This window comes from Microbacterium proteolyticum, assembly GCF_029639405.1.
Classification (GTDB): domain Bacteria; phylum Actinomycetota; class Actinomycetes; order Actinomycetales; family Microbacteriaceae; genus Microbacterium.
Genome location: NZ_CP121274.1, coordinates 3,211,249 through 3,233,409 on the forward strand (window position 1 = coordinate 3,211,249; position 22,161 = coordinate 3,233,409).

General features: G+C 69.4%; 34 protein-coding genes and 1 tRNA gene. 7 read left to right on the plus strand and 28 right to left on the minus strand.

Annotation, left to right across the window (positions count from 1 at the left end; translation table 11 throughout):
• Positions 1–12 precede the first annotated feature (12 nt).
• The 4 genes from P8R59_RS16090 to P8R59_RS16105 all read right to left on the minus strand — a co-directional run bounded on the left by P8R59_RS16090 (position 13) and on the right by P8R59_RS16105 (position 3,135).
• A complete protein-coding gene (locus P8R59_RS16090; protein WP_278101880.1) occupies positions 13–1,323 on the minus strand; it encodes an SGNH/GDSL hydrolase family protein in 1,311 nt (436 codons plus the stop codon).
• A 107-nt stretch (positions 1,324–1,430) separates the two neighbouring features.
• Positions 1,431–2,309 (minus strand): alpha/beta hydrolase, encoded by an 879-nt coding sequence (locus tag P8R59_RS16095; RefSeq protein ID WP_278101881.1) that lies wholly within the window; start codon positions 2,307–2,309, stop codon positions 1,431–1,433.
• On the minus strand, positions 2,306–2,827 hold the full coding sequence (locus tag P8R59_RS16100) for an NUDIX hydrolase (protein WP_278101882.1): 522 nt from the start codon (positions 2,825–2,827) through the stop codon (positions 2,306–2,308). Before P8R59_RS16100 ends, P8R59_RS16095 begins: the two co-directional genes overlap by 4 nt.
• Positions 2,828–2,883: 56 nt before the next feature.
• On the minus strand, positions 2,884–3,135 hold the full coding sequence (locus P8R59_RS16105; protein ID WP_278101883.1) for a hypothetical protein: 252 nt from the start codon (positions 3,133–3,135) through the stop codon (positions 2,884–2,886).
• 287 nt (positions 3,136–3,422) lie between these two features.
• Between P8R59_RS16105 and P8R59_RS16110 the strand changes: the two genes are divergently transcribed.
• From P8R59_RS16110 to P8R59_RS16125, 4 genes are read left to right on the plus strand one after another with little or no spacing between them, the layout of a single operon-like run.
• On the plus strand, positions 3,423–3,746 hold the full coding sequence (locus P8R59_RS16110; protein WP_278101884.1) for a hypothetical protein: 324 nt from the start codon (positions 3,423–3,425) through the stop codon (positions 3,744–3,746).
• The gene (locus P8R59_RS16115; protein ID WP_278101885.1) at positions 3,739–4,065 is read left to right on the plus strand and encodes a hypothetical protein; all 327 of its coding nucleotides are present in this window, start codon (positions 3,739–3,741) and stop codon (positions 4,063–4,065) included. Before P8R59_RS16110 ends, P8R59_RS16115 begins: the two co-directional genes overlap by 8 nt.
• 41 nt (positions 4,066–4,106) lie before the next feature.
• Positions 4,107–4,946 carry a tyrosine-type recombinase/integrase gene (locus P8R59_RS16120; RefSeq protein ID WP_278101886.1) on the plus strand — a complete coding sequence of 280 codons (840 nt, stop codon included), beginning with the start codon at positions 4,107–4,109 and terminating at the stop codon, positions 4,944–4,946.
• Positions 4,947–4,965: 19 nt separating this feature from the next.
• Positions 4,966–5,319: a hypothetical protein gene (locus tag P8R59_RS16125; protein ID WP_278101887.1), complete on the plus strand. Its 354-nt coding sequence runs from the start codon at positions 4,966–4,968 to the stop codon at positions 5,317–5,319.
• Here P8R59_RS16125 and P8R59_RS16130 read toward each other — a convergent pair.
• From P8R59_RS16130 to P8R59_RS16235, 22 genes are all read right to left on the minus strand, one after another.
• On the minus strand, positions 5,316–5,567 hold the full coding sequence (locus P8R59_RS16130; protein WP_278101888.1) for a hypothetical protein: 252 nt from the start codon (positions 5,565–5,567) through the stop codon (positions 5,316–5,318). The two genes, P8R59_RS16125 and P8R59_RS16130, sit on opposite strands and share 4 nt — an antisense overlap.
• Entirely contained in the window at positions 5,567–5,893 is a 327-nt protein-coding gene (locus tag P8R59_RS16135) for a hypothetical protein (RefSeq protein WP_278101889.1), read from the minus strand. The genes P8R59_RS16130 and P8R59_RS16135 overlap by 1 nt, the downstream gene beginning before the upstream one ends.
• A gap of 10 nt (positions 5,894–5,903) precedes the next feature.
• A complete protein-coding gene (locus P8R59_RS16140) occupies positions 5,904–6,497 on the minus strand; it encodes a hypothetical protein (protein WP_278101890.1) in 594 nt (197 codons plus the stop codon).
• Between the two features lies 1 nt (position 6,498).
• On the minus strand, positions 6,499–7,119 hold the full coding sequence (locus tag P8R59_RS16145) for a hypothetical protein (protein ID WP_278101891.1): 621 nt from the start codon (positions 7,117–7,119) through the stop codon (positions 6,499–6,501).
• Positions 7,112–8,476 (minus strand): hypothetical protein, encoded by a 1,365-nt coding sequence (locus P8R59_RS16150; protein WP_278101892.1) that lies wholly within the window; start codon positions 8,474–8,476, stop codon positions 7,112–7,114. Before P8R59_RS16150 ends, P8R59_RS16145 begins: the two co-directional genes overlap by 8 nt.
• The gene (locus tag P8R59_RS16155; RefSeq protein WP_278101893.1) at positions 8,476–9,621 is read right to left on the minus strand and encodes a hypothetical protein; all 1,146 of its coding nucleotides are present in this window, start codon (positions 9,619–9,621) and stop codon (positions 8,476–8,478) included. The genes P8R59_RS16150 and P8R59_RS16155 overlap by 1 nt, the downstream gene beginning before the upstream one ends.
• Positions 9,621–9,974, minus strand: coding sequence for a hypothetical protein (locus tag P8R59_RS16160; RefSeq protein WP_278101894.1), 354 nt, complete (start codon positions 9,972–9,974; stop codon positions 9,621–9,623). The genes P8R59_RS16155 and P8R59_RS16160 overlap by 1 nt, the downstream gene beginning before the upstream one ends.
• Entirely contained in the window at positions 9,971–11,050 is a 1,080-nt protein-coding gene (locus P8R59_RS16165; RefSeq protein WP_278101895.1) for a hypothetical protein, read from the minus strand. The genes P8R59_RS16160 and P8R59_RS16165 overlap by 4 nt, the downstream gene beginning before the upstream one ends.
• Positions 11,050–11,463 (minus strand): hypothetical protein, encoded by a 414-nt coding sequence (locus P8R59_RS16170; RefSeq protein ID WP_278101896.1) that lies wholly within the window; start codon positions 11,461–11,463, stop codon positions 11,050–11,052. Before P8R59_RS16170 ends, P8R59_RS16165 begins: the two co-directional genes overlap by 1 nt.
• A complete protein-coding gene (locus tag P8R59_RS16175) occupies positions 11,463–11,852 on the minus strand; it encodes a hypothetical protein (RefSeq protein WP_278101897.1) in 390 nt (129 codons plus the stop codon). The genes P8R59_RS16170 and P8R59_RS16175 overlap by 1 nt, the downstream gene beginning before the upstream one ends.
• A gap of 4 nt (positions 11,853–11,856) precedes the next feature.
• Positions 11,857–12,288 (minus strand): hypothetical protein, encoded by a 432-nt coding sequence (locus tag P8R59_RS16180; protein WP_278101898.1) that lies wholly within the window; start codon positions 12,286–12,288, stop codon positions 11,857–11,859.
• A 3-nt stretch (positions 12,289–12,291) separates the two neighbouring features.
• Entirely contained in the window at positions 12,292–12,654 is a 363-nt protein-coding gene (locus P8R59_RS16185) for a hypothetical protein (protein ID WP_278101899.1), read from the minus strand.
• Between the two features lie 68 nt (positions 12,655–12,722).
• Positions 12,723–14,642: a head maturation protease, ClpP-related gene (locus P8R59_RS16190; protein WP_278101900.1), complete on the minus strand. Its 1,920-nt coding sequence runs from the start codon at positions 14,640–14,642 to the stop codon at positions 12,723–12,725.
• Positions 14,639–15,778: a hypothetical protein gene (locus P8R59_RS16195; protein WP_278101901.1), complete on the minus strand. Its 1,140-nt coding sequence runs from the start codon at positions 15,776–15,778 to the stop codon at positions 14,639–14,641. The genes P8R59_RS16190 and P8R59_RS16195 overlap by 4 nt, the downstream gene beginning before the upstream one ends.
• A gap of 105 nt (positions 15,779–15,883) precedes the next feature.
• Positions 15,884–16,207 (minus strand): hypothetical protein, encoded by a 324-nt coding sequence (locus P8R59_RS16200; RefSeq protein WP_278101902.1) that lies wholly within the window; start codon positions 16,205–16,207, stop codon positions 15,884–15,886.
• Positions 16,204–16,401 carry a hypothetical protein gene (locus tag P8R59_RS16205; protein ID WP_278101903.1) on the minus strand — a complete coding sequence of 66 codons (198 nt, stop codon included), beginning with the start codon at positions 16,399–16,401 and terminating at the stop codon, positions 16,204–16,206. Before P8R59_RS16205 ends, P8R59_RS16200 begins: the two co-directional genes overlap by 4 nt.
• Positions 16,401–17,915: a hypothetical protein gene (locus tag P8R59_RS16210; RefSeq protein WP_278101904.1), complete on the minus strand. Its 1,515-nt coding sequence runs from the start codon at positions 17,913–17,915 to the stop codon at positions 16,401–16,403. The genes P8R59_RS16205 and P8R59_RS16210 overlap by 1 nt, the downstream gene beginning before the upstream one ends.
• Entirely contained in the window at positions 17,912–18,247 is a 336-nt protein-coding gene (locus tag P8R59_RS16215; RefSeq protein ID WP_278101905.1) for a hypothetical protein, read from the minus strand. The genes P8R59_RS16210 and P8R59_RS16215 overlap by 4 nt, the downstream gene beginning before the upstream one ends.
• A gap of 87 nt (positions 18,248–18,334) precedes the next feature.
• Positions 18,335–18,553 carry an HNH endonuclease gene (locus P8R59_RS16220; RefSeq protein WP_278101906.1) on the minus strand — a complete coding sequence of 73 codons (219 nt, stop codon included), beginning with the start codon at positions 18,551–18,553 and terminating at the stop codon, positions 18,335–18,337.
• Between the two features lie 89 nt (positions 18,554–18,642).
• Complete coding sequence (locus P8R59_RS16225; protein WP_278101907.1) at positions 18,643–19,086, minus strand: hypothetical protein; 444 nt, start codon at positions 19,084–19,086, stop codon at positions 18,643–18,645.
• Positions 19,083–19,340 (minus strand): hypothetical protein, encoded by a 258-nt coding sequence (locus P8R59_RS16230; protein WP_278101908.1) that lies wholly within the window; start codon positions 19,338–19,340, stop codon positions 19,083–19,085. Before P8R59_RS16230 ends, P8R59_RS16225 begins: the two co-directional genes overlap by 4 nt.
• Positions 19,337–19,963, minus strand: coding sequence for a helix-turn-helix domain-containing protein (locus P8R59_RS16235; protein ID WP_278101909.1), 627 nt, complete (start codon positions 19,961–19,963; stop codon positions 19,337–19,339). Before P8R59_RS16235 ends, P8R59_RS16230 begins: the two co-directional genes overlap by 4 nt.
• Before the next feature lie 112 nt (positions 19,964–20,075).
• Here P8R59_RS16235 and P8R59_RS19265 point away from each other — a divergent pair, with 112 nt between their 5' ends.
• Positions 20,076–20,342, plus strand: coding sequence for a helix-turn-helix domain-containing protein (locus P8R59_RS19265; RefSeq protein WP_431606898.1), 267 nt, complete (start codon positions 20,076–20,078; stop codon positions 20,340–20,342).
• Here the strand turns inward: P8R59_RS19265 and P8R59_RS16240 are convergent.
• Positions 20,304–20,376: transfer RNA gene (locus P8R59_RS16240), tRNA-Lys, on the minus strand. The two genes, P8R59_RS19265 and P8R59_RS16240, sit on opposite strands and share 39 nt — an antisense overlap.
• 142 nt (positions 20,377–20,518) lie before the next feature.
• Here P8R59_RS16240 and P8R59_RS16245 point away from each other — a divergent pair.
• Positions 20,519–21,322 (plus strand): inositol monophosphatase family protein, encoded by an 804-nt coding sequence (locus P8R59_RS16245; RefSeq protein WP_278101910.1) that lies wholly within the window; start codon positions 20,519–20,521, stop codon positions 21,320–21,322.
• On the plus strand, positions 21,322–21,900 hold the full coding sequence (locus tag P8R59_RS16250) for a hypothetical protein (protein ID WP_278103845.1): 579 nt from the start codon (positions 21,322–21,324) through the stop codon (positions 21,898–21,900). The genes P8R59_RS16245 and P8R59_RS16250 overlap by 1 nt, the downstream gene beginning before the upstream one ends.
• Here P8R59_RS16250 and P8R59_RS16255 read toward each other — a convergent pair.
• Positions 21,891–22,145, minus strand: coding sequence for a hypothetical protein (locus P8R59_RS16255; protein ID WP_278101911.1), 255 nt, complete (start codon positions 22,143–22,145; stop codon positions 21,891–21,893). The genes P8R59_RS16250 and P8R59_RS16255 overlap by 10 nt on opposite strands.
• Positions 22,146–22,161: the final 16 nt, after the last annotated feature.

Below are 22,161 nucleotides of genomic sequence, written 5' to 3' on the forward strand. Positions count from 1 at the left end.
GCGTGGATCGGGTCAGTCGCGCACGCGTCGACGACGAAGGACGATCGTGACGACCCCACCCACGATCAGCATCACGATGCCGATCCCGATCGCCGTCGCGACCGAGGGCGCGCCGGTCGAGGCGAGGCCCGCCGGGGACGCCGCGACGGCGGATGCACTCGCGCTCGGCGTCGGTGTGGGGGTCGCCGTCGGCGATGCGGTGGGCTCGGGCGTCGCTGTGGGCTCCGGCGTCGCCGTGGGGTCGGTGGTCGGAGTTGAAGTCGGAGTCGGGGTCGGGGTGGGAGTGGGCGTGGGGTCCGGCTCGGCGAAGAGTTCACGGACGACGTCGGCCGCGTGACCGGCCGCGAAAGCCGCACCGGACGCGTTCGGGTGGAGGGCACCGATCTTGACTCCGCCGAACGGCAGTCCGCTCACGGGGATGCTGTCGGGCGACAGCGTGAGGCTGATGCCGTTGACGTAGGAGTCCGCGGGGGTGCACGGGCTGTGCGCCACCGAGTCGGCGAGGAGCGACACGTAGGTCGCCCCCGCCGCCTGCGTCGCCGCGGACATGGCGTCGTCGAGGTACACCTGGGTGTCGTGCAGGAGCGCGACGTCGACGTCGGTGTACGGGTAGGCGTTGGCCCGGAAGCCGAGCCCCTGGAACAGGCCGGCGTAGCAGCCGGCGCTCGGGGTGTGAGCGGCGTCGGGGGCGAGAGCGGGGTAGCCGACCACGAGGATCTTCGCGTTCGGCGCGCGCGTCTGAATCTCGGCGATCGCGGACTCGAGTGCCGGGGCGACCGTCTGGTCGACCTGCGTCTCGAGGGTGTTGACGGGGCCCGCGGGCGTGTCGACGACGAACTGCTCCCGGCACGTCGCATGCGTCTGCCCGTCGATGCTGCCGGCCACGGGCCCCGCCGCGGAGAGCGCGACGCACATCTGGCCGATGTTCCAGAAGCCCAGGTCGTTGCCGCCGATGGTGAGCGTCACCAGGGCCGTGTCGGCGTCCAGGGAGTCCGACTGCGCCGGGGCGGTTCCGCCGGCGACGGTCTGGGGGGTGTCGACGACGTTGGCGATCACGGCGCCGCCGCACGAGCGGTCGGTTAGGGAGAAGCCGAACTGGGCGGCGAGGAGGTGGGGGTAGTTCTGGTCGGACTGGTCGCAGCCCTGCGCGGGCTGGGTCGACGAGAGGGGCAGCCCCCACGCGGCGGCGTACGAGTCGCCCAGGGCGACGTACGAGCGGCCGGTCAGGTCGGGGACGGCGGCAGCCGCCGGATTACCGGCGACGAGGAACGCCGAGAGGGCGAGGGCGACCAGGGCGGCACCGGAGACGAAGAGACGACGCATTCGGCCGACGGTAGGCGCATGCCGCGCGACGACAGCGGAATCCGGCCCGGAGCCCGGCGAACTTCACCCGCCCGCTTGACGACTCCGCCCTCGCGCGTCGCCCGGGGTCACAGGCTCCCGACGACCGCGCGCGCGGCCACGGCGACCTCGCGCGCCCCCTCCGCCGACATCACGATCGAGTAGTGGTCGGTCCCCTCGCAGCGCCGTGCGTCACGAAGCCCGGGCACGTCGCGCCGCACGCGGGCGAGATCGGGGTAGAGCGGCGGGAGCTCACCCCGCAGCCCGCGTTCGGCGGCCAGCAGCACCGTGGGTCGCGGCATCCGGTCGAGGGCTCGGGCGATGTCGTCGCCGGTGTTCTGATCGAGCGAGTCGGCCTCGACGGTCGCCGGCGATGTGGCGGGCCGCCACCCGGACTCCGTCTCGATCAGGTCGTAGGCGAAGTACTCGTCGAGCAGGGGGTCCTCGCGTCCGACGAACGCGGGATGCGACCGCCAGAAGTCGCGGTAGGCCGCGGCATCCGGGAAGCGCATCTCGAGACGCGCCGCCGTGGGGCCGAGCACATGCCGGATCGCCTCGCGAGGCGGCATCCCCGGCGGAAGATCCAGGGGCAGTCCCCCGTCGACGAGAACCACCGCCGCCGCCCGCTCAGGATGACGGTCGGCGAACACGGCCGACACGAAAGCCCCCATGGAATGCCCGACGACGAGCGCGCGGTCGACGCCGGCGGCATCCAGGACCGCGGCGAGATCGTCGGCGTGCGCGGCCATCCCGAACGGCCCACCGACCGGGGCGCTGCGGCCCCGCCCGCGGAGATCCGGGGCGATCAGTCGCACGTCCGAAGTCTCACGCGCCACCCACGTCCACGCGAGGTGCGAGGCCGTGACCCCGTGCACGAGGAGCCACGGGAGGCCGTCGGCATCCGGATGCCACTCCCCCGCGTGCAGCGCCCCTCCGGCGACCGGGACGTCGAACGTGCAATCCGTCACGACTCGGCCCGGACGGCGCGCTCGAGGCTCGCCCACAATTGCGCGAACCGGGCGTTCCAGGGGCTCGCGAACACCCCCGCCTGCCGGCGGCGGTGCACCTCGTCGAGGTCGACCCACTCCGCTTCGCGCACTTCCTCCGGGTCCACCACGACGGCCGGCTCTCCGTCGACATGGACGGTCCACAGGTCGAACAGCGCCCGCTCCTCGATCACCCGCCCGACCAGGACGAGGTCATCCGGAAGGACGGAGATCCCCACTTCTTCGTCGAGCTCCCTGATCGCGCCGCGGCGACTCGATTCTCCGCGCAGCGCGCTCCCCGCCGGGAACTCCCATGCGAGCGGATAGTCCTTGCCCTCGGCCCGCCGACTCACCAGCACCCGACCGGTGGATGCCACCACGCACACGGATGCCACGATGTGGAACGACCCGTCCGGCACCGGCCCGTCGCCCCTCCGGTGAAGAGTCCCGGTGGGTGTCCCCTGGACGTCGGTGACGTCCCATATCTCGTCGTCGGCCATGCCGCCATCCTCGCGCGGCGGCGGCGCGTTCCGGAAGTCGGCGCCCGAAGAACGACCTACGAGCCCTCTTCCTCGGACGCCGCTCGCTGCCGATCGAGCCGCCGCAGGTACAGCCGCGCTGCGATCATCAGCAAAGTTCCGGTACTCAGGGACAACAACGGCCCGACCGCGTAACGCAGCGAAGGCGCGTCTCCGCTCCCCACCCAGTCGGCGAGCAGCACAACCGCCGACGCGGTCGCAAGTACCAGCACCCCCGCGCCCGCCCAGAAGACGAACCGAAACCACCGCGTGCTGTCCGCTATCCCCATGGGGTCATGCTCGCAAGAAGACCCCGGTATCGCGACCGGTTGCGCGGGAGGGGCGGACCTGCCTTTCGAACTCACGGTCGAAGACGACTGGAGCGCGGCGGCGCGCACATTCTCGGGCGCAGCCGAAGTTGCCGGTACAGACGCAGAAGAGGCCCGGTTTCCCGGGCCTCTCCTCTTGGGTGCACCCCCTGGGACTCGAACCCAGAACCCACTGATTCAGAGTTTGCGGCCGCGTTCTGGGCGATCGTCGGCGGCATGATCCCCGTCCACACGGATGGGAGCACGACATGACTCGCGATGCCGCCGAGGTGATCGTTCGGGCGCAGTTCTACGACCAGTACATCGACGAGCAGTACACCCAGATTCTCGACGACGCAGCTGAGGCGGACCCTGACCGTGAGATGGTCGCAAGCGGCCTGTGGTTGCTCGGTGCTGGGCTGGAACACATCGGATGCATCTACGGACCACCCGAGCCCGCCGACGGTGACTACTCCTGCGCGTGCGAACAGTGCTGGACGCACCTCCTCGCCGTGGCGGATCGGATCATCGCCGCCGTGCACGAACCGAGTGTGCAGGAGCCCGAGCACACGGATGGGGGCCGTGATGGATGAACCGCTCAAGATGAACAGTCTCGTCCGCGACCGCGCGGGCGATCTGTGGGAGCGCGGGCGCACCCGCTGGACGTGCTGCGCCCCGGTGGACGGTCGCCGGATCCTCCGGGTGGCGCGACTGCCCTGGTCCGCCCTGGTCAGCTGGTACGGCCCGGTGGAGGTCGTACGCGTCGGCAAGCACCAACCGAGTGATCCGGAGCCTGACCTGATCGTGGAGGCGTCGCAGCGCGAGGCGAAGGCATTCGAGGAGCGTCTTCTGCGTGAGCGCCGCGAGTCGTATCCGACCGAAGATCATAACGCTTCTGTCGATTTCGGGTGAAAGGGGGGCGGCGTCCGAGCTTGCTCGGGATAGCGTCGGGCATGAAACGCGAGATCCCGACGCCGGAGTCATGGATCGAGCCCCTGAGCGCGTACCTCGCATGGCTTCGCGGGGTCCGTCGAGCGGAAGGCACGATCTACCAGCACAGCTACCAGCTTCGCCGCTTCGCCACGTCAACGGGCCTTGACCCGTGGCCAGTGACGACGACGCAACTGGTCGATCACCTCGCGAGCCTCGACGATCGCGACGTGGGCGCGAGCGCGCGGCGCACCGTCCGCCAGGTGCTCCGCGGGTTCTATGGGTGGGGCGTCATCGTCGAACGGTGGGACGCGAACCCCGCCCTCCGCATACCCGCCATCAACGCACCCCGGGGCGTCGCGAGGCCAGCGCCCGAGCACTCCGTCAAGGTCGGGCTCCACACGCCCGATGACCGCACGCGCGCGATGATCCTCCTCGCCGTCCGCTGCGGCCTGCGATGCCGCGAGATCGCGCAGGTACACACGCGAGACCTGATCGACGATCTCGTGGGCCACTCACTCGTCGCACACGGCAAGGGCGACAAGAAACGGCTCGTGCCGGCGCCGCCCGATGTCGTGCGACTGATCCAGGACGCCGAGCCCGGCTATCTATTCGCCGGGCGCATCGACGGGCACCTATCGCCGGCGCGAGTGAGTGAGCTCATCAGCGAGGCCCTTCCCCCCGGCGTCACGGCGCACATGCTGCGGCACCGCTACGGAACCCGCGCGTACCACCTGGGCGGGCGCGACCTCCGCGCGGTGCAAGCGCTCCTCGGGCACGCGTACTCGACGACGACGGAGATCTACGTCGCGACCAGCGACGACAGCATCCGTCGCGCGGCGATGGCGGCGGCCGCGGGATGATCCCGGTAGCCTCGCCCCCATGCGGATGCGTGGCGGACTGGCTGCTGTTGGCGCTCTCGTGACGGTGGCGCTGCTCGCGGGATGCTCCGCTGCGCCGTCGCACGAGGAAGTGACCGAGAGGTTTTCGATCGAACTCGCTGCGGGTCCAGGCGAACCGAGCGATTGGGCCGAGCTCGCGGCAGGGCTCGCCGAGGACGCCTTTGCCGGTCGCTGCGGCACGGAGACTTACCGTAGCCAGCTGAAAGAGCCGTCTCTCACCTACGCCTGGGATGCCACGTGCTCGATGTACTTCGAGGGCGACATGTCGAGCGAGCAGCTGAGCCGTGCGCGCGAGAACGTCGCGCGCACGGCATCCGAGAACGTCGGCCGCTAGCGCGACGGATTCGCGAGGGCTGTCCCGAGCGCGGCGGCATTGAGGATGCCGGCGCCGGTCACGATCGCGGCCGCGTACTCGGGGGCGCTCACGGCCAGCACGGGCGCCGTAACGGCCGCGGCGAGGCCGAGGACGTAGAGCACGCGGCGCACGGGCAGGGGCAGGAACTCGGGGCGGGGATCTTCGATCACCCCCACGCCATAGTGCAGCGCCTCGTCGTCGGCAGGGGTCTGGTCGGTCGGGGTCATCATGTCTCCTTGTATTCGGGGTGGGTGGCTTTCAGTTGCGCGATCTCGGCGTTTCGACTGTCCACGATCGCGAGGGCGGTATCGCGCTCGACGAGGAGCTTGGAGAGCGTGCCGTTGGTTTGCTTCTCGACGCGTTCGAGCTTCTCGTTGGCTTTGCCGAGGCCGTAGAACGTGACGGCCGCGACGGACGCGAGACCGAGGATCTGCACGATGAAACCCGTGAACGTCGCCGTCGCGTCGGGGCGCAGGAGCAGGATCGCGGTCGCGCCGATGATGCCGAGCGCGGCGAGGGTCGCGAACGCGAGAAATACGACGGTGCGGTTCACGGTGCGGAGCTCAGTCGAGGATGCCGTCAACGGCACCCTTCAGCCCGTTGATGCTGCCCTCCCACTCGAACTCGATCACGGGCAGATCGCCGCCCTTGATCGCGTTCGCGCCGAGGATCACGGCGCGGGGCTTGGCGTTGCCCTGGGGGACGATGAGATACCAGCTGCCCTTGGGCTTGATGATGGCGTAGAACATATCGGGGTACTCCTTCTGAGTGTTGGTGGTGTTGGTGGGGGCGGGGTCGTTGCGGCGGCGATCGCGGCCGGGGATGTAGTGCCGATGCCAGGGTTCGCCCTCGATATCGGCAATCCAGCCGTTGTCGTCGAGCCACGCGCCGCGCTCGTCGGTGTCCCACGCGCTGCCGCCGTCGGTATCTGAGCGGTAGACGTGGTTCGACTCGTCGGGGTGCGCGACGCTGTACGGGTATTCGCCGCGCAGTCGCTTCTGGTAGAGGTCGTTCTGTTCGTCCCAGGTGACGACGGTCCGGTTGACGTCGAGTTGCCGCCCCTGCTGCGCTTCCATGCGACGGAAGCTCGCCGCGGCGTCCGGTCGGAACTGGACGCGTTCGCCGTCCGGGTTGATGCGGATGAGTTCGAGGCCCACGTCACACCGCCGCGGTGAAGTCGAAGCGGGTGACGCGGGTGCCCGCGGCGTTCAGGGCGGGGCCGTGGAGAGTCGCTGCCGCGAACTCGGGCGCGTTGGCCACGTCGATGGCGAGGCCACCGTTCTTGTAGACGCGGATGCTCGGGCCGTTCATCTCGACGGACAGCACGTCGCCGCTGCCGATGATGCCTACCGCGGCCGGTCCGTCTGCGATGGCGACTGCGGCTCCGTTGACTCGCTTCCAGAGGCGGAGCTTGCCGCCGCCCGCGTTGTTGGCGATGAGGTGGTTGTTGATGTCCTGCCCGCGGAGGATGATTCCCGCGCTGCCGTCCCCCGCCGCGTCGATGGCGGAGAACTGCGCCTCGATGCGCCCGTCCGAGGCGTAGCTCTGGGCGACGGCGATCTTCTGCCCGTTGGCGCTGAGGTCGCTGACGTACGCGGCCCCGTCGAGGATGCCCCATACGCCGCGCCACGCGAGCCACGTTTTGTTGTCGTCGCTCGTGCCGAGGCTGGCGGGGTTGTTCGCACGGCCGAAAAGGTCGTGGATGCCGAAGGTCTTCAGCTTGCGGAGCGGGACGGTGGGCGTGCCGGGGATGCGGATGATGCGGACGGCGTTAGGCATGGGTGACTCCTCGGAGGGCGAATTCGCGGGCGATGTAGAGGGCTTGGAGCTTGTGTGCGATGAGGCTCTGGTGAATCGAGTTCTCACTCGCTCGGAAGCTGGGGGGCACGGCCCCGGCTGCGACGGTCTGGTGATCGAGCGCGGTCGGGACGAATGCCGGGTCGAAGATCAGCGCATCGGTGAGCGCCTGTTCGGATGCGAGGTAGCGCCGGACGGGATACCAGGCGTTGCCGTACTCGGTCGCGCACCACTCCTCGTAAGCGAGGATGAGGTTCCCCACGTCGGTTCCGGGGGCCTCGGGGAGCCCTCGGTCGAGGAGTCCCCACAGCGCGACGGGGCCGTCGTGGTGCGTGGTGATTTCGCGCGTCCAGGCTTTGAGCTGCGCGAGGGTCTGCAACCCGGCTACGGTCTCGTCGGTGTTGTTGGCGATGGTGTCGAGGATGAGGAGTTGGCCGGGCTGCCCGGTCGGCCGCGCCCGGAAGGTGACCTTCCCGGCCGGGGCGGCGGGTCCGCCGTCCGTTCGCGTGAACGTGCGGACGGTGCCGCTCGTGCGGGCGAGGGTGCCCGACATGACCAGTCCGGCCGGGGTGACGGCGACGACATCCGCGGTCTGCACGGCAGCGTTGGAACCGGCACGCCAGGGGTCCACGTCGAACGATGCCGCGGCGAGGGCAATCGCGCCGGCCGACGGGAACGCGACATCGGATGTCGCGGTGACGGAGTGCGCCCCGGCGTGAAACCCGATCTCCTCCACCATCGAGCCGCTGAGCCCGTAGTTGTCGATGCTCTTGCCGATGAGCGCAGAGAGGAGCGTCTGCCAGCGGTTCACAGCCGGGTCCGGGATGTCCGCTCCCGCAGTGAGAGAGGAGCCGCGGGCGACGGCGGGGAACATGGATTTCGCCTCGCCGCCGAGGCCCGTCCCGTCGTCGTTGATGACGCCCGCCACGGAGTCATCTTCGTAGGCGAAGATGACACGGGCGGTGCCTTCGGCCAGGTCGGTTCGAGTCTCGAATTCACGGGCGAACATCGTGCCGTCCTCCTTGATGATGACCGGGTATGAGTCGTCCTCGAACGCGAAGATGAGGCGCGCCCCGGTGGGCACCTCGGGCACGGGGACGGTCTCGACGCCGAGGTTTGCGGCGAAGTCGTACTCGTCTGCCGCGGCGTCAACCCCGGCGATGACGGCCGCTCGGATCGTCGGATCGGAGTTGAGTTCGGCCACGACTCGCGCCCGCACCGCGGCGGGAATGGCGTTCGTGCTCTTGTTCAGGACCTCGCTGAATCCGGCTCCCTCGTCGGCGAGGTCGTCTTCGCCGTAGTGCCAAAATCCGTCGTTGTCAAAGTAGCCAGTAGCCATCACGCGGCCCCCACTTCTCTCAGCCGGACCGACATCTCGTCGTCCGGGAACTGCCATCGGATTGCGGCGAGACGCCCCGTGACGGTCTCGCGCGGAGTGATGTAGGCGACGCTCTCGCCCGGGGACGCCACATACGTGGACACAGCGAGGAGTTCCAGCGCCCGCCCACGGCCGAGAACGCGGGCGAGGATCTGCGCAGCGAGCCCGGGGCCGGGGTAGGGGCGGTTGTAGCGCAGGATGAGCGCCTTTTCCGGGTTGGGCGCGTAGGGCGACGCCACGTCGTAGTAGTCCTGCCCCTCCCACGTGTAGATCACCATGACCGCCGTAATCCAGCCGTCGTCGCGGGAGCGTTTGGACACCTCGTTGATCACGGAGCGGTCCAGGCCCGCGGAGCGGAGCTCGCGGGTTACCAGGCGGGTCCGGTCGGGTGCCAGGTGCCATTGGGCGTTCTCGTCGCACCAGAGCATGAGTCCGTGGTGACGGGTCAGTCCGGTGAGGAATTCCAGCGCGGACGATCCCGGCGACCGCAGCGCCTCATCCCCGATCTCCGCGTCCGAGGGGACAGAGGCGGGAGCGTAGGTGACGTGCGGGAGGTTGCACCGTTCGAGGATGAAGTTGACCTTCTCCACCAGGTTGGCGCCGGGGATGCGGTCGGTCGTGGCGGACATGTGCTGCCAGTCGTTCAGCCGTGCCTCACCGCTCGCGAGAGTGAGCGTGACGGTGGCCGCCTTGCGGTCGGCGGAGATCTCGCGCAGCATGACCCGCCACTGCCTCGCATCCTCACGGCGCAGGTGTCCAGGGTCGGTGTAGTCGTGATACGTGGCGCGCGTGATGCCCGCGAGCGTCTGCCCCGCGAACTCCAACGAGAGCGCGTGCAGGGTACGCCCGCGGTAGCGACGCGTGAAATCCGCCAGGCGATCGACACGGCCGAGGAGTCGCCGGGTTTGGATCGTCGCCCACACGTCCGACGCCTGCGGGTCGACCACAAGAACCCCGCCGTCACCGAGAGGGCACTCCACGGTCGCCTGAACGTACGGGATCCACTCCTCGTCCATCTCCAACGTGTGCCGGCTCACGTCAAGCCGAATCGGGTGCGGGCTGTGGTCGATCGTGATCGCCACGTGGTGCTCGGCGAGGACCGACATCAGATCACCACCTGAAACGGAACCGAGACGATCCAACGCCGACCGTCGAGCCGGATCTCAGGGCGGTCGATGACCACGTACTCGAAATTCAGGAGCTCGGCCGTCGTGTCGGCGATCGTGAACGTCGCGGCGAGCTTGTGAGCGGTGTAACAGTCCCTCGCCGGGGTCTCGTACGCGAACAACATCGCAAGCATGCCCGTGTCGGGGCCGGCCGGGCGCAGCGTGTAAACGGGCGGCCCGTCGAGAATGTCGTGCGAGCGCGTGCCGCTCTCGCTGCGCGCCGCGTACGACTCGCGCAGCACGAGCTCAGGGAAGATCGCCGCCCCGCCGTCGAAAGTGATGATGGCGCTCAATAGAACGGCACCCCCGTCCGGCCGGTCGACGCGTCGACCGTCACATAGATGCGCTGCCCATTGAGGTTGCTGATCGTCTCTCGTGCGCGGGAAACGTCGGCGTCGACAGCGACTCGGGTGTTGACGGTCTCGGGGATGCCGTCGAGGTCACCCTTGAATCGCGAGACGTCCGTTGTTGCCTGGCCGGTCTCGGCGTCGATCATGATCTGTTCGCCGTCCGGCAGGGTGTAGAGCTCGTTGCCGAGCGCGTCGACCTCCTTTGTGGCGGTGCCGGCGTCGCGGATAAGACCACGCAGCACGCCCTGCTGGTCGTTGAATTTCTGTGTCGCGTCGGCGACAACGCCGTTGAGCTCGCGAGCCGAGCCGATGATGCCTTGGTTCTTCACAATCTGCTCTTGCTGCTCGGGAGTCAGGGCTTGCAGCGACTCGCGCATGCCGTCCGCGATGTCGCGGTTCTCCTCCATCGCGTCGGTCGCGAGCTTGTTCACCACGGCAAGGGCGTTGACATCGCCGGCCATCGCGCGGGCGGCGGTGGGGAGGTCGACCCCGAGCGTCTGGGCGTACTGTTGGGCCTCCTCGCGTTCGTCGCCCGTAATGATCTCGGACGTGCGGGCGGCGATCGACACGGCATCGAGAACGCTGCTGCCGGCGTCGATGTAGGCGTTCGCGAGATCGTTCGCGCGGTCCTGCAGCTGCTGCCGGCGCTCGTCGGCCTGCTGGAACGCGGCCGTCACGAGCCCGATACCCGCGGCCGCGGCGACACCCGCGACGGCGCCGGCTGGACCGAACCCCGCGAACGCGTTCGCGGCGGTCTCCTGGAACGCGTCGGTGATCGCCTCGGCGGTCCCGTCGAACGACGCGGCGGCCTCGCGGGCGGTGCTGCTGGACTCTTCCTTGAAGTCGGCCGCGCCCTGCTTGGCTTTGCTCAGCCCCTCATCGAGCTTGTCGAGCGATCGTCTACCGTCGCGGCCGAGGTCGTCGACGCGGTCGCCGATGTCGTCGAATGCGTCCTCGACGGCCTGAGCCGCGCGTTGAAGGTTCTGCGGGCGGCCGCGGAACTCGATCTCGATCGCCATCAGCGCACCACCTCGGCGCCGGGGATGTCGCCGAGCTCGTCCACGATGTCGTGAACCCACAAGGCGACAACCTGCCGTCCGACCTCGCCGGCTGCCGGCATGGCGACCGCGCCGCGGCCGCGTTGGCCGTACTCGTAGATGCCCCACTGCTGGGAGGGAACCAGCCCGCCGTACAGGGGCCGGCTGGATGCCGCAGCGGTGAGGCGAACGCTCGTCTTGCTCGCGGTCGCGGTCGCGCCGGGCAGGATGGTTGCTCGCTCTCCGCGGGTGCGGGCGCGTGATTCGAGCGCGCGCTGCCACAGCGGCCGCACCCGCGAGGGCGCCGTGCGGCCCATCGCGTCAGGAAGTGTTGACGCGGCTCGGCGCGCCCCTTCCTGGGCCGCGGCGAGCTCGCGCGTGTCGAGATCGAGCATCAGTCCTCCGGGGTGAACCCGCCGGTGAGGGTGACCTGAACCTCGGGCATCTTCCCGTCACGGGATGCCACCAGGCGGGGCCGCACGAGGGTCACGTCCACCGACTGGAAGAACGTCCCGTCGTGGTGCGGGTACACCTTGAACGTCGCCTGCTCTCCGGCGTTGTCGTGGAGGAGCCGCCACAGGCTCTCGGAGTTCTCGGTGTCCTGCGCGACGGTAAGCGTGAGGGTCACGTCCCCGTCGTCGACAACGGTGTTGTTGTCGCCGCCCTGCCAGCTGACGGGGTTCGGGTTGATCTCGACGGCGGACGTGTGGCCCTGGTACTCGTCGGCGCCGATGACGAGGCCCCAGCGCTTGGTGCGCTTGGTGGTGTTCACGGGTGCGGGCATGGTCTTACTCCTCGGGGTCGGTGGGGGTGGGAGGGGCGATGCGGCCGGTTCCGCTGACTGGGAACCGGTAGGCCGGCTTTTGCTCGTCGTACGCGTCGCGGGTCGCGGCGCCGTTCCACGCGTCGTCGGCGAGGGGTTCGAGAATGCGGATCATGGTCTCGGCGGCGGCTTCGAGCTCGTCTTCCAGCTGCGGAAGCCTCACGCCGCGGGTGCCGTCAACCACTACCCACACGAGGAGGTCAACGCTGATCGGGATGCCGTGCTCGTCGGGCGAGGTCGAGCCGGCTTCGAGCTCGCGCTGTTCGATGACGATCGCGACCGGCTTTGTGGCGTCCTCGAACGTCTGTAGCCGGGTCGGAAAGTCGTACACGGTCCAGGTGTCGGGGTAGTGCTCGCTGCCCTCGATGAGTGCTTTCAGGTTGCTGCGGGCGCTCACGGGTCAGCCGATCAGCGATCGCACGTAGCCGAGATCTCGGCCGGCGTTGTCGGGGTCGGGGTCGGCGGTGACGAGCATCGCCATGATGCGCCGATCGAACGGGTACAGGCGGACGGTGTTCTGCCCGCCCATCTCGTCGTTGCTCGCTGACTGTGTGGCCTGGGCGTTCGCGAGCGCCTGGTAGACGACGGCGACTGCCCACGAGTAGGACGGCGGCACCGTCGTGCCGATCGCGAGCCCACGGCGCGACAGGAGCTCCTCGCGGGCGACCTTTAGGCCGGCTTCGCTGACGGTGATGTTGAGCTCGTCCTTGGCGCGCTCGGCGTCGAACCAGGCGACGGCGAGCGAGGCATCCGGGTCGGTCATGGCGGGTCTCCGTTCGGGGCGGGTGGGATGCTGCGCCGGGGGCTGACGATGACCCCCGGCGCAGCGGCTCAGGCGAGGTTGACGGTGCGCTTGCGGATCGCGCGCACGTCGTTCTCGAGCGATCCGCCGTACGCGAAGAACCCGATGTCGGTCGCGCGGTGGCTGATGTCGAGGGCGCGCAGCTGGATGCGCGGCGACTCGAACACGGTGAACGCGCGCTTGTCGTAGCCGACCATCGTCCCCGGGGCGAGGTTGAAATCGACCTCGAACGAGAGGTTGTCCGCCACCTTCGCGTCACCGTTGCGGATGTCGGCGAAGCCGAGCTGACCGGCGAGCCACGCGGGCAGGTCGGCGAACTTCAGGGCGGCGAAGTTGGTGAACAGGTTCTCGGACACCCACACCTTGTCGAGCGAGGCGCCGATCCGCTTCAGGTCGAACGCGATCGCGGTCAGCGCCGGCAGGACGCCGACGACGGCGGGCGCGGGGCCGGTGGCCGCGGACAGGAGCTCGGTACGCACGTGGGCGTCGGAGTCCTTGTCGTAGACGGCGCCGAGCTTGCCGAACAGCGAGCCGATCAGGTCGGGGCTGCCGAGGTCCATGAAGATGTTGTCCACCTTCGTCCCGAAGCCCCAGTCCTCGGAGTCGGCTTCGACCTTCTCCGTCTTCCATGTGCCCGTGGGAACCTCGGCGAAGTTGCCTTCGTAGATCTCCACGTGCGCCGGGGTCTCGTCCTCGTCCCACTTGTCGGTCTCGTCCTCGCGGACCCAGCGGAAGCCCTCCATCTTGCGGGCCGTGAGCGGCTTCACCGGGCCGAGCGAGTCGATCCAGGGGCGGCCGTCGGTCTCCGCCTGCCAGATCTCGCCGAGCCACGCGGGGCGGCCGATGAAGGCTTCGCCGCCGTCGTTGCCCTCGCCCACGGTTTCCAGGGCGTTGTTCACGGTGTGCACGATCGCGCGGAGATCGCGGGACTGCGCGGCGGCCATGATGTCGGACGCGACGCTCGCGAACGACGCAGGGCGGTCGATCGTCGTCGCTGCTGGCACGACCGCGGCCGCGGGGCCGGCCGCGTACTCGGCGGGGACGGCAACGCCCGGGGCGCCGGCCATCGGCGCGACCGGCGCGGCAGCTGCCGGCGCGGCCACGGGGTTGAGGGCGCGGTACGCGGCGAGGGCGGCGTCGTGGGTGGCCTGGTCGATCTGTCCGGCTGCGAGGGCGGCCGCCAGCTGTTCGGGGTTCACGGTGTTGTCCTTTCGGTGGGTGGGTGCCAGGGCGGCGGGTGCCATTGCGGCGGGAATCAGGGGCGCGGGTGCGGCGGTGCGGCCGGCGTGGGCGAACATCGAGAGGTCGAATCGCGCGGCCGCGGCGGGGGCGTCAGTGTCGAGCCGGTCGGCGAGGCCAGCGGCTACGGCTTCCTCGGCGCTGTACCACGTCTCGGCCTTCATCACGGCGCGCCATTCGGCCGCGGTGCCGCCTGCCTTGTCGGCGTACATGCCGGCGATGTTGTCGCTGATCCGGTCGAGGTCGTCGGCGACGACGCGCATCTCCTCGGCGTTGCCGAGCGCGATCGTCCAGGCGTCGTGAATCATGACCTCGGCGTTCGAGGCCATGACCACCTCATCGCCAGCGACAGCGATGTAGGACGCCGCGGATGCCGCGAGCCCGTCCACGGTGACGGTGACGTGGGCGCGGTGATTGCGCAGCGCGTTGCGGATCGCGATGCCCTCGTACACGTCGCCGCCCGGGCTGTTGATGTAGACGTGGAGTTCGTCAACGTCGAGGGCGCGCAGGGCCGGTACCACGTCGGCGGCGGCCACGTCGCCCCAGAACCCGCCGATGACGCCGTAGATGTGCAGCTGCGCGGATGAGTCGCCGGTCTCGGTGACGTTCCAGCGGCGTGTGCCGCGGGCGTTGGCGTCGGCGACGCGCATCCGGGCGCGGATGTCATCGACCGACATCGACGCGGCGAGAATCGGGATTCGAGGGGTCACGCTGCGTTCTCCGTTCCGGCGAGCTTCATCGGCTCGCCCTCCTGCGCGTCGATCCACGCCTGGTCGATGAACCCGCCGTCGATGCCGACCTTGTACGCGTCGAACCGGGCCTTCATGCCGGCGCGGGTGAGCTCGTCGGTGTTGAACTCCGTGGTCCAGCCGATCGGGGTCGTGTCGTTCATCGACAGGCGCGACGTGATCGCGGTCATGTACGTGGACAGGAACAGGTCGATGAGTTCCCAGCCGCGGGACTCGCGGCTGTTGTAGGTGATGGACGATCCGTCCACGGGCACGTCGGCCGCCCACGCGGGGAGGCCGGCCTGTCGGGCGAGGTCGAGGTCCATCGCCTTGCGGCCCTCGATGAGCAGGTTCTCCAACGGCGCCTTCATCGGCGTGGCCGCGATCGACTTGTCCGTGTACGCGACGCCGTAGCGGCGGCGCGCTTCCATCCAGTTTTCGAGGAGGCTCACGATCTGCGTCGGCGAGAGCTTGTCGTTGCCGTTGTTGTGGAGCTCGATGCCGGGAACGGGGTTCTCCTCGGCGAGCGATGCCGCGCGGTAGAGCACGTACGCGCGGCGTAGGAGCCACTGACCGTCGTGCAGGAGGCCGCCGTCTGGGGCGTCGAACTGGATGATGTCGCGCGGCTCCACCGGCTTGCCCCACGCGTGGGTGAGGTTGCCCTTGGCGTCGAACTGCGCGTCTTTACGGTCGAGGAGCTTCACGCCGCCGCGGGCGGGCCAGCCAGCGGCGTCGCGACGCTGCACGATCCACCACGTGCGGGGGTAAAAATACAGGGCATCAGCGGTCCAGGTGAGCGTGGCCGCGAGCGGGCGGTGCTCCTCGGGCTGTTGCAGGTAGGCCATCTGCAACGGCGCGTTGGCGCGGCCCTTGCGGTTGACGAGGGTCATGCGGCCGAGGTTGGTCGCGAGGAGCCGGCGCCCCTTGGCGATGACCGGGAACGACATCGCCGTGCGCCGGTTGACCTGAATGCCCGAGGAGTCGGCGAGACCGTACAGCGAGGAGACCAGGTCCAGGTGCGAGGAGTCCGCCCACTCGGGCGGGGACGCCAGAAACTCCGCGACCGCTGACGCGCGGTCGAGGCCGGTCAGCTTCGCGACGACGTTTCCGATTCCCACGCCGAGGAGGTTCGAGCCGAATCCCCACGAAACGCGATCATTTGGCGTTCAACACGGCGTGTCGCGTGTCGCGCGGGCGGGCCTGTCAAGGTGTCTTGACGCCCGTCAGCTGCGCGGGAGAAACCGGCTATAGCGCTGCTGCGCGGCCTGTTTCGTCATCCCGAGCTCGTCGGCGAGCCACTGCCAGCTGAGACCCGCGCGGCGCGCGTCGATCACGACGTTGACGATCTGCGACTCGTGGAAGTCGCGGTTGTGCACGTGGTGCGCGAGCTTGCGCAGGCGATCCTTGTCGGCGTCGTCGAGCTTGGACCGGGCGGCCCAATACTCGGCGTGCGCCTCGTAGCTACCGCGGACGGCGAGCTCGGCCTTGCGCCCGCCGTGAGGGCCGAGAACTCGCGTGCCGTCGAGGTAGTCGTCCGGATCGCTCATGCGCGTGCGGCCGCGCGACGGTCTGCCTCGTCGAGCATCCGCCGCGCCTGGTCCTCGTCGGGGTGCGCGCGCTGTTCGTGGCGCGCGCCGACGCGCCGGCCCTCGCCTTTGGAGTCGGCGAACCCGTACCACCAGGGGCACTTGTCGCACGTGACTACCGTGCTGTATCGGGTGGTATCGAGCTTGATCGTCATCAGCCCTCCATGTAGTTGGTCACGGGTGCCCACTCGGGCGCGGCCCGGTGGTCGAACAGGTAGAGCCCGACCGACGACGCGATGGGCGCCGCGACCGGACCGGAGGATTCCGAGCGGCTGATCCGGGTTACATCGCCGACGCGCTTAACGACGATGTGCGACACACCGAACGCGAGCGTTTCCGAGCCGTCGTGAATGAGGGTCCGCTCGTCACGTACTGCTGTGATCCACGCTTCGTCGGCGATGCCGCGCTGGACACCGTTGAGGGTCGTCACGCGATCGGGGTCGTCGCCGTGGAGCTCGTTGAGCCGGCGGCGTACCTCGTCGGTGATTCGGCGGGTGGGGCCGCTGTCGTCGGCGCCGAACGCGATCGGGTTCCAGCTGTAGAGCTCCACGAGGAGATCGACCATCCAGCCGGTGACGGGGGCGGCGTGCAGGACGCGGGTGTGCGGGGTGCCGGCCTCGCTGCGCCACGTCGCGAGTACGGCGCCCATCTCGCCGTCGAGCGCCACGTCCCAGCTGATCGCGATATCGGAGCGACGCGCGCCAATCGTCGTGTTCCCCATCGCGTCCCAATCGGCGGCCGGCAGGAACGGATCCGCCGTCGTGGTCCAGAGGTTGCAGAACGCGCGGATCCAGGTCGCTCGGCTGACCTGGCCGGACAGGGCCATGAGGTCGGCGAGGCCCTGCGAGCCGGTGCCGTCCTGCCGGCGCACCGCGGGGTGGAACCGTGCGATCGCCACCGGGTCGAACGGGTCGGCGCCCTCCGGCAGCGACGACTCGAAGTAGGCGAGCTTGGGGAACGATCCCGGCTCGGTCACCGACCTGCGGCCGCGCTCTACCCACTTCCGCAGAAACTTGGACTCGGCCGTGCCGGCTGTGGAGATGAGCCAGATTTGCCGGCGCCCGGCGAGGGTCACCTGAGCGGGGATCACGGCGCCCTCAATGATCGCGTCGCCGAGGAGCTCGGCCCATTCCCAGATCTCGTCGGAGCCGACGAGGGGCGGTGTTTCGCCGTGCAGCGCGGCCTCGACGGGCGCGAAGATGCGGTTACTCGATCCGTTGGGCCAGACGATCGCCTCGTCTCCCGCGGAGAGCCTGAACACGGGTTCGAGGGCCATGAGCGCCGAGCCCTCGATCAGCTGTTTCAGGTCGTTGAAACGAGATCGCGCGTCCTTCCCGGTCTGGGCGGTGTAGAACGTCTTGATGCCGGGGTTGGTGACGGCCCGTTCGATCTGGACCGGCCCGTACATGGTGGTCTTTCCCGACTGGCGGGGGACGGTGACCACGACGATTTCGTAGACGAGGCGGCCGAAGCTATCGACCTCGCCGGCTACGTCCCAGACCTCGCACTGCCAGGGCATCCCCGGCTTGCCGAGCATCCGCGCGATGTTCGCGACGCGGCCGCCGATCGTGGCCCGGTCGGGGCTGCGGGGTGTGGCGTAGGTGAACCCGTCCCAATCGGGGATCTCGTCGGGGATCACGAACGAGGCCGGAGCCGCCGTGGTCGTCATCCGTTGCTCACCAGCTTGTCTACGAAGTCCTCGAACCGCTGCTTCACGTCGCCCGCGACCGGCTGCGGGAGGGCGAGCAGCGTGTCGCGCAGCTGGCCGGCCGCCATGGCCGCGGCGGAGGCGCGACCGGAGCGGCGGCCCGCGGTCACGGCGTCGGCGAGCTCCAGCGCCAGCTGGCAGAGACCGGCGTGCCGGGGTTCGAGCAGGTTCTCATCGTGGAGCGCGTTGATCGTGGCGACGACGGCGGCGCGCATCGCCGATGTGACGGGCACGCCCGGGGTCTCCAGTTCGAGTCCGGGGAGCGTCGGGGCGGTTTCGTCTGCATCGCTCACGTTCGGGCGCCTTTCATGGTCAGGCTCGGTTTTTGTGGGTGGTTCGGGGAGAGAACGGGACGAGGCCGTGTCCGTAGAGGTACGAGCTCACGTAAAAAAGCCCATGCCGCTCTCGATCGGGATCCCGACCGGGGCGAGCTCGCGGTCCTGCCGCGCGTAGTTGCATCGCTCGTGCGCTGGCCCGAGGTTGTCGAGGTCATACACTGCGCCGCCCTTGCTGCGCGGTATCACGTGGTCGGCGCTCGTGGATCCGGGGCGGCCGCAGATGATGCAGACATCGCCGTACCTGCGCAGGGTCTCCGCCACGTACTCCTGGGCGCGACGGCCGCCCCACCGCGGGGTGGGCAAGGCTGGGTCGCGCAGCGCCCCGGGGCCGTGGCGGAGATCCAGCGACATCAGACGAGCGGCGGGATGGACGCGGGGCCGGGCGTGTGCGTCGGCACCGGCGTGCCAGCGGGCGGCGTCTGCTCGCCCTCGACGTGCGTCGGCACGGCCGGCGTCTCGGGCTCACCCTCGACGCTGCCGCCCGTGGTCGCGAGCGAGGGCAGCGCGGCCTCACGCAGTTCGAGGACGCGCGGGTGGTTGTCCATGCTGCGCAGCACCACCACGCGGTCTGCCTCGACGCCGCGCGCGCCGTCCGGCGACTTGGGCGTGATGACGGCCACCGCGTTGGGGAACCGGCGCTTGCCCTCCTCCTTGCTGCGGGCGATGACGATCGTTCTCTGAGGCATGGTGCTCTCCATTCGGTTGCGCCACCGCACGAGCGCGTCGGCGGCGAGGTAGCCCCACAGCAGGAGCGCTGCGGGGAGCCAGAACCAGAGCGGCATCGCGTCGATCACGCGAGCCTCCGGGTGAGTGCGTGACGGATGAACGCTGCGGACTCGGCGTCGAACGCGAGCGCGAGGTCAATCCAGGAGTCGTGACCATCGACCAGGAGCATCAGGCGCTCGGCACCCCGCAGGATGTCGTGAAGGTCGGAGCGGTCGGCGGGATCGACGATCACGTCGAGGGCATCCGCCGCGAGCTCGACGAGGCGCGCGAGGGTGTCAACGGTGGACACCTGAGCCCACGTCGGGTAATCGTTCTCGGTCATGACGCGAGCTCTCCCGTCGCGGGATCGACCATCATCGGCGCCTCGTGGCAGTGGCGGCACTTGCCGTTCACGCCGAGCTCGTGGCGCTGCTCGCGCCAGTTGCCCGGACACGTCGTGTCGGACCACGTCGCGCGCGCGCGAACACTCGGCTTTGTCTCAGGAAGATGAGCAGGAAGTTCTGAGGACGGTTTGGGTCGCGTGGGTGCGACCGGGTCCGGTCGCGTGGGTGCGACCGGGTCGCGTGGGTGCGACCCGTCACCCGGTCGCATGGGTGCGTCAAGGTCAAGGATCCGCTGCGCCGCGGCGCGCGTCCTGTGATGCTTCGACCGGTCGCAGTCGGGCGGGCACTGAAGCATGAAGTAGTAGCGGTTGGGCCGTTCGGCGGGCGGCGTGGTGTGGTCGCCTCCCGCCTGGATCATCCGCCGAACCTCGCCGAGCCGTTCAAGGTCGGTGAGCGATCGTTGGACCTGCGACACGCTGCATGCTGCGTACTTCGCGAGGGTGCGGACGCTTGGCCAGGCTCCCCCGTCACCGTCGTGATTCGCGATCCCGATCAGCACGAGCTTGGCTGAGCCCTTGGCTCGTGAGTGATGAAGGGCGATCGCCATCGACTCGATGCTCATTGCTGTAGCGCTTTCGACACGCTCGGAAGCCTGACGATACGCATTGAGACGGGCGCGTATTGGTGGCGGCGTGTCGCGAAATCGCTACGGACGTAGCGCTATCATCGAGGCCATGACGACACTGCAATCCCACGCCACCACCGTGGGCGAGCTCCTGCGCGAGACGCGCGGCGCCGCCGGCCTGACGACGCGCCAGATTGGCCCGATGGTCGGTGTCTCGTTCACGACGGTAGCGAAGTGGGAGCGCGGCCTCGGCGAGCCATCCGCAACTCAGTTCGTCCTCTGGGCGCGCGCAACGAAACAGCCCCTCAATCAAATGATCGAGGGGCTGTCTGCGTTGTGCACCCCCTGGGACTCGAACCCAGAACCCACTGATTAAGAGTCAGTTGCTCTGCCGATTGAGCTAGAGGTGCGTTCCGTTCGGCCCGGAAAACGCGTTCCGAACCGAGGGATTACGTTACCAGGGGTGACGCAGGCTCACCAAATCGGCTCAGGCTCGCCGTCTATCCTGGTCGCGTGTCCCCGATCGATGAGCCGCTCTCAAGTGCCGCGTCCGTGACTTCCGACCCGTCGCTGCGCGACGACCTCGCCCTCGCGCTGCGTCTCGCCGACGCCGCCGACGCCGTCGCCATGGCGCGGTTCGACGCGGCCGATCTGCGGATCGACACCAAGCCCGACCGCACCCACGTGACCGAGGCCGACCTCGCCACCGAGCGCGCGATCCGCGGGATCCTGGATGCCGAGCGCCCCGACGACGCGATCCTCGGCGAGGAGTACGGGACCTCCGGAGACACCGCGCGCCGATGGGTCATCGACCCGATCGACGGCACGCACAACTACATGCGCGGCATCCCGGTGTGGGCCACGCTGATCGCTCTCACCGTCGACGGCGTGCCGCAGGTCGGCGTCGTCAGCCAACCCGCGCTGGGACGCCGGTGGTGGGCGGCGACCGGCCTAGGCGCGTGGACGAACGGCCGCGACGGCGAGCCCCGTCGCATCCACGTGTCCGGCGTCGACGACATCGCGCACTCCAGCATCAGCTTCCAGAGCATCGAGCAGTGGGACGACGTCGACCTCGTCCCGACGCTCGAGCGCCTGGCACGCGCCGTATGGCGCGACCGCGGTTATGGGGACGCGCTCCCGTACATGTGGCTGGCCGAGGGCCGACTCGAGCTCGTCGCCGAGTTCGGCGTCAAGGAGTACGACATCGCCGCGATCGCGCCCATCGTGCGTGAGGCCGGCGGCCGGTTCTCGGCGTTCGACGGTTCCGACCGGCTCGACGCGGAGTCGTCGCTCGCGACGAACGGCGTTCTGCACGACGACTTCCTCGCCTTCCTCCACGCGGAGGACGCCCCGTGATGCGGCGGACCCTCGGCGCGGCGTCGGCCGCGCTCCTGACCGCGATCGCGCTCACCGCGTGCGCTCCGACCACGGAAGCCGACCCCAGCGCGACCCCGATCATCCTCGAGGGCGGTCCGACCTCGACGCCGGACGCGTCACCCACAGACGTCCCCGACGCCGGATCGACCGACCCGACGTGCGAGACGATCATCCTCTCCTCGACCGCCGCTGACTTCGAGAGCATCGGTTGGAAGCCGCAGAGCGAGACCTTCCGCGTCGGAGCGACCGAGGTGCCGGACGGCATCCTGTGCAAGTGGAGCGACGGCTCTGCGACGGCGGCGGGCGTCCAGATGTTCGGCTGGGCGCCGATCGACGCCACCGCCGCCGACAAGGCGGAGGACGATCTGGTCGCCTCGGGCTGGAAGCGGGAGGACGGCGCGAACGGCGAGGTCTACGTGACCGAGAATCCCGACTGGCTCGCGGGGCGCGGTGCGGACGGCTACGGCATCACGTATCTGTTCGGCGACGGCTGGGTGAAAGTGGCTGACACGAAGCAGAGCCTGGTGCTCATCGACTGGCCGCAGGGTCAGCGGTAGGGGTTCACCGCGTCGACGGATCCGGATGCCGCGTGCCCCTGGTCCCACGCGTCGCCCCGCGCTTCGCGCTCCCGCCAGATGCCGTCGAGCTGAAGCACGCGCTCGGCGAGGGCGACCCAGTCGTTCCACGACCCCTGGGGCGCGGAGACACCGTCGGAGGCGACGGCGCGCCATGACGAGAAGTCGGCATCCGGGTCGAGCTGGAACGGACCGACATCGATGCGCTGGGTGCGGGGATCGGGCATGCTCCGACGCTAGGTC

Bases quoted from the DNA above. Each gene is read 5' to 3' on its own strand.
- P8R59_RS16145 (WP_278101891.1), bottom strand. From the start codon at position 7,119: ATGCCTAACGCCGTCCGCATCATCCGCATCCCCGGCACGCCCACCGTC.
- P8R59_RS16200 (WP_278101902.1), bottom strand. From the start codon at position 16,207: ATGAGCGATCCGGACGACTACCTCGACGGCACGCGAGTTCTCGGCCCT.
- P8R59_RS16105 (WP_278101883.1), bottom strand. From the start codon at position 3,135: ATGGGGATAGCGGACAGCACGCGGTGGTTTCGGTTCGTCTTCTGGGCG.
- P8R59_RS16110 (WP_278101884.1), top strand. From the start codon at position 3,423: ATGACTCGCGATGCCGCCGAGGTGATCGTTCGGGCGCAGTTCTACGAC.
- P8R59_RS16255 (WP_278101911.1), bottom strand. From the start codon at position 22,145: ATGCCCGATCCCCGCACCCAGCGCATCGATGTCGGTCCGTTCCAGCTC.
- P8R59_RS16235 (WP_278101909.1), bottom strand. From the start codon at position 19,963: ATGAGCATCGAGTCGATGGCGATCGCCCTTCATCACTCACGAGCCAAG.
- P8R59_RS16210 (WP_278101904.1), bottom strand. From the start codon at position 17,915: ATGACGACCACGGCGGCTCCGGCCTCGTTCGTGATCCCCGACGAGATC.
- P8R59_RS16175 (WP_278101897.1), bottom strand. From the start codon at position 11,852: ATGCCCGCACCCGTGAACACCACCAAGCGCACCAAGCGCTGGGGCCTC.
- P8R59_RS16250 (WP_278103845.1), top strand. From the start codon at position 21,322: ATGCGGCGGACCCTCGGCGCGGCGTCGGCCGCGCTCCTGACCGCGATC.
- P8R59_RS19265 (WP_431606898.1), top strand. From the start codon at position 20,076: ATGACGACACTGCAATCCCACGCCACCACCGTGGGCGAGCTCCTGCGC.
- P8R59_RS16130 (WP_278101888.1), bottom strand. From the start codon at position 5,567: ATGACCCCGACCGACCAGACCCCTGCCGACGACGAGGCGCTGCACTAT.
- P8R59_RS16185 (WP_278101899.1), bottom strand. From the start codon at position 12,654: ATGACCGACCCGGATGCCTCGCTCGCCGTCGCCTGGTTCGACGCCGAG.
- P8R59_RS16090 (WP_278101880.1), bottom strand. From the start codon at position 1,323: ATGCGTCGTCTCTTCGTCTCCGGTGCCGCCCTGGTCGCCCTCGCCCTC.
- P8R59_RS16230 (WP_278101908.1), bottom strand. From the start codon at position 19,340: ATGACCGAGAACGATTACCCGACGTGGGCTCAGGTGTCCACCGTTGAC.
- P8R59_RS16120 (WP_278101886.1), top strand. From the start codon at position 4,107: ATGAAACGCGAGATCCCGACGCCGGAGTCATGGATCGAGCCCCTGAGC.
- P8R59_RS16100 (WP_278101882.1), bottom strand. From the start codon at position 2,827: ATGGCCGACGACGAGATATGGGACGTCACCGACGTCCAGGGGACACCC.
- P8R59_RS16150 (WP_278101892.1), bottom strand. From the start codon at position 8,476: ATGGCTACTGGCTACTTTGACAACGACGGATTTTGGCACTACGGCGAA.
- P8R59_RS16155 (WP_278101893.1), bottom strand. From the start codon at position 9,621: ATGTCGGTCCTCGCCGAGCACCACGTGGCGATCACGATCGACCACAGC.
- P8R59_RS16115 (WP_278101885.1), top strand. From the start codon at position 3,739: ATGGATGAACCGCTCAAGATGAACAGTCTCGTCCGCGACCGCGCGGGC.
- P8R59_RS16205 (WP_278101903.1), bottom strand. From the start codon at position 16,401: ATGACGATCAAGCTCGATACCACCCGATACAGCACGGTAGTCACGTGC.
- P8R59_RS16170 (WP_278101896.1), bottom strand. From the start codon at position 11,463: ATGCTCGATCTCGACACGCGCGAGCTCGCCGCGGCCCAGGAAGGGGCG.
- P8R59_RS16165 (WP_278101895.1), bottom strand. From the start codon at position 11,050: ATGGCGATCGAGATCGAGTTCCGCGGCCGCCCGCAGAACCTTCAACGC.
- P8R59_RS16125 (WP_278101887.1), top strand. From the start codon at position 4,966: ATGCGGATGCGTGGCGGACTGGCTGCTGTTGGCGCTCTCGTGACGGTG.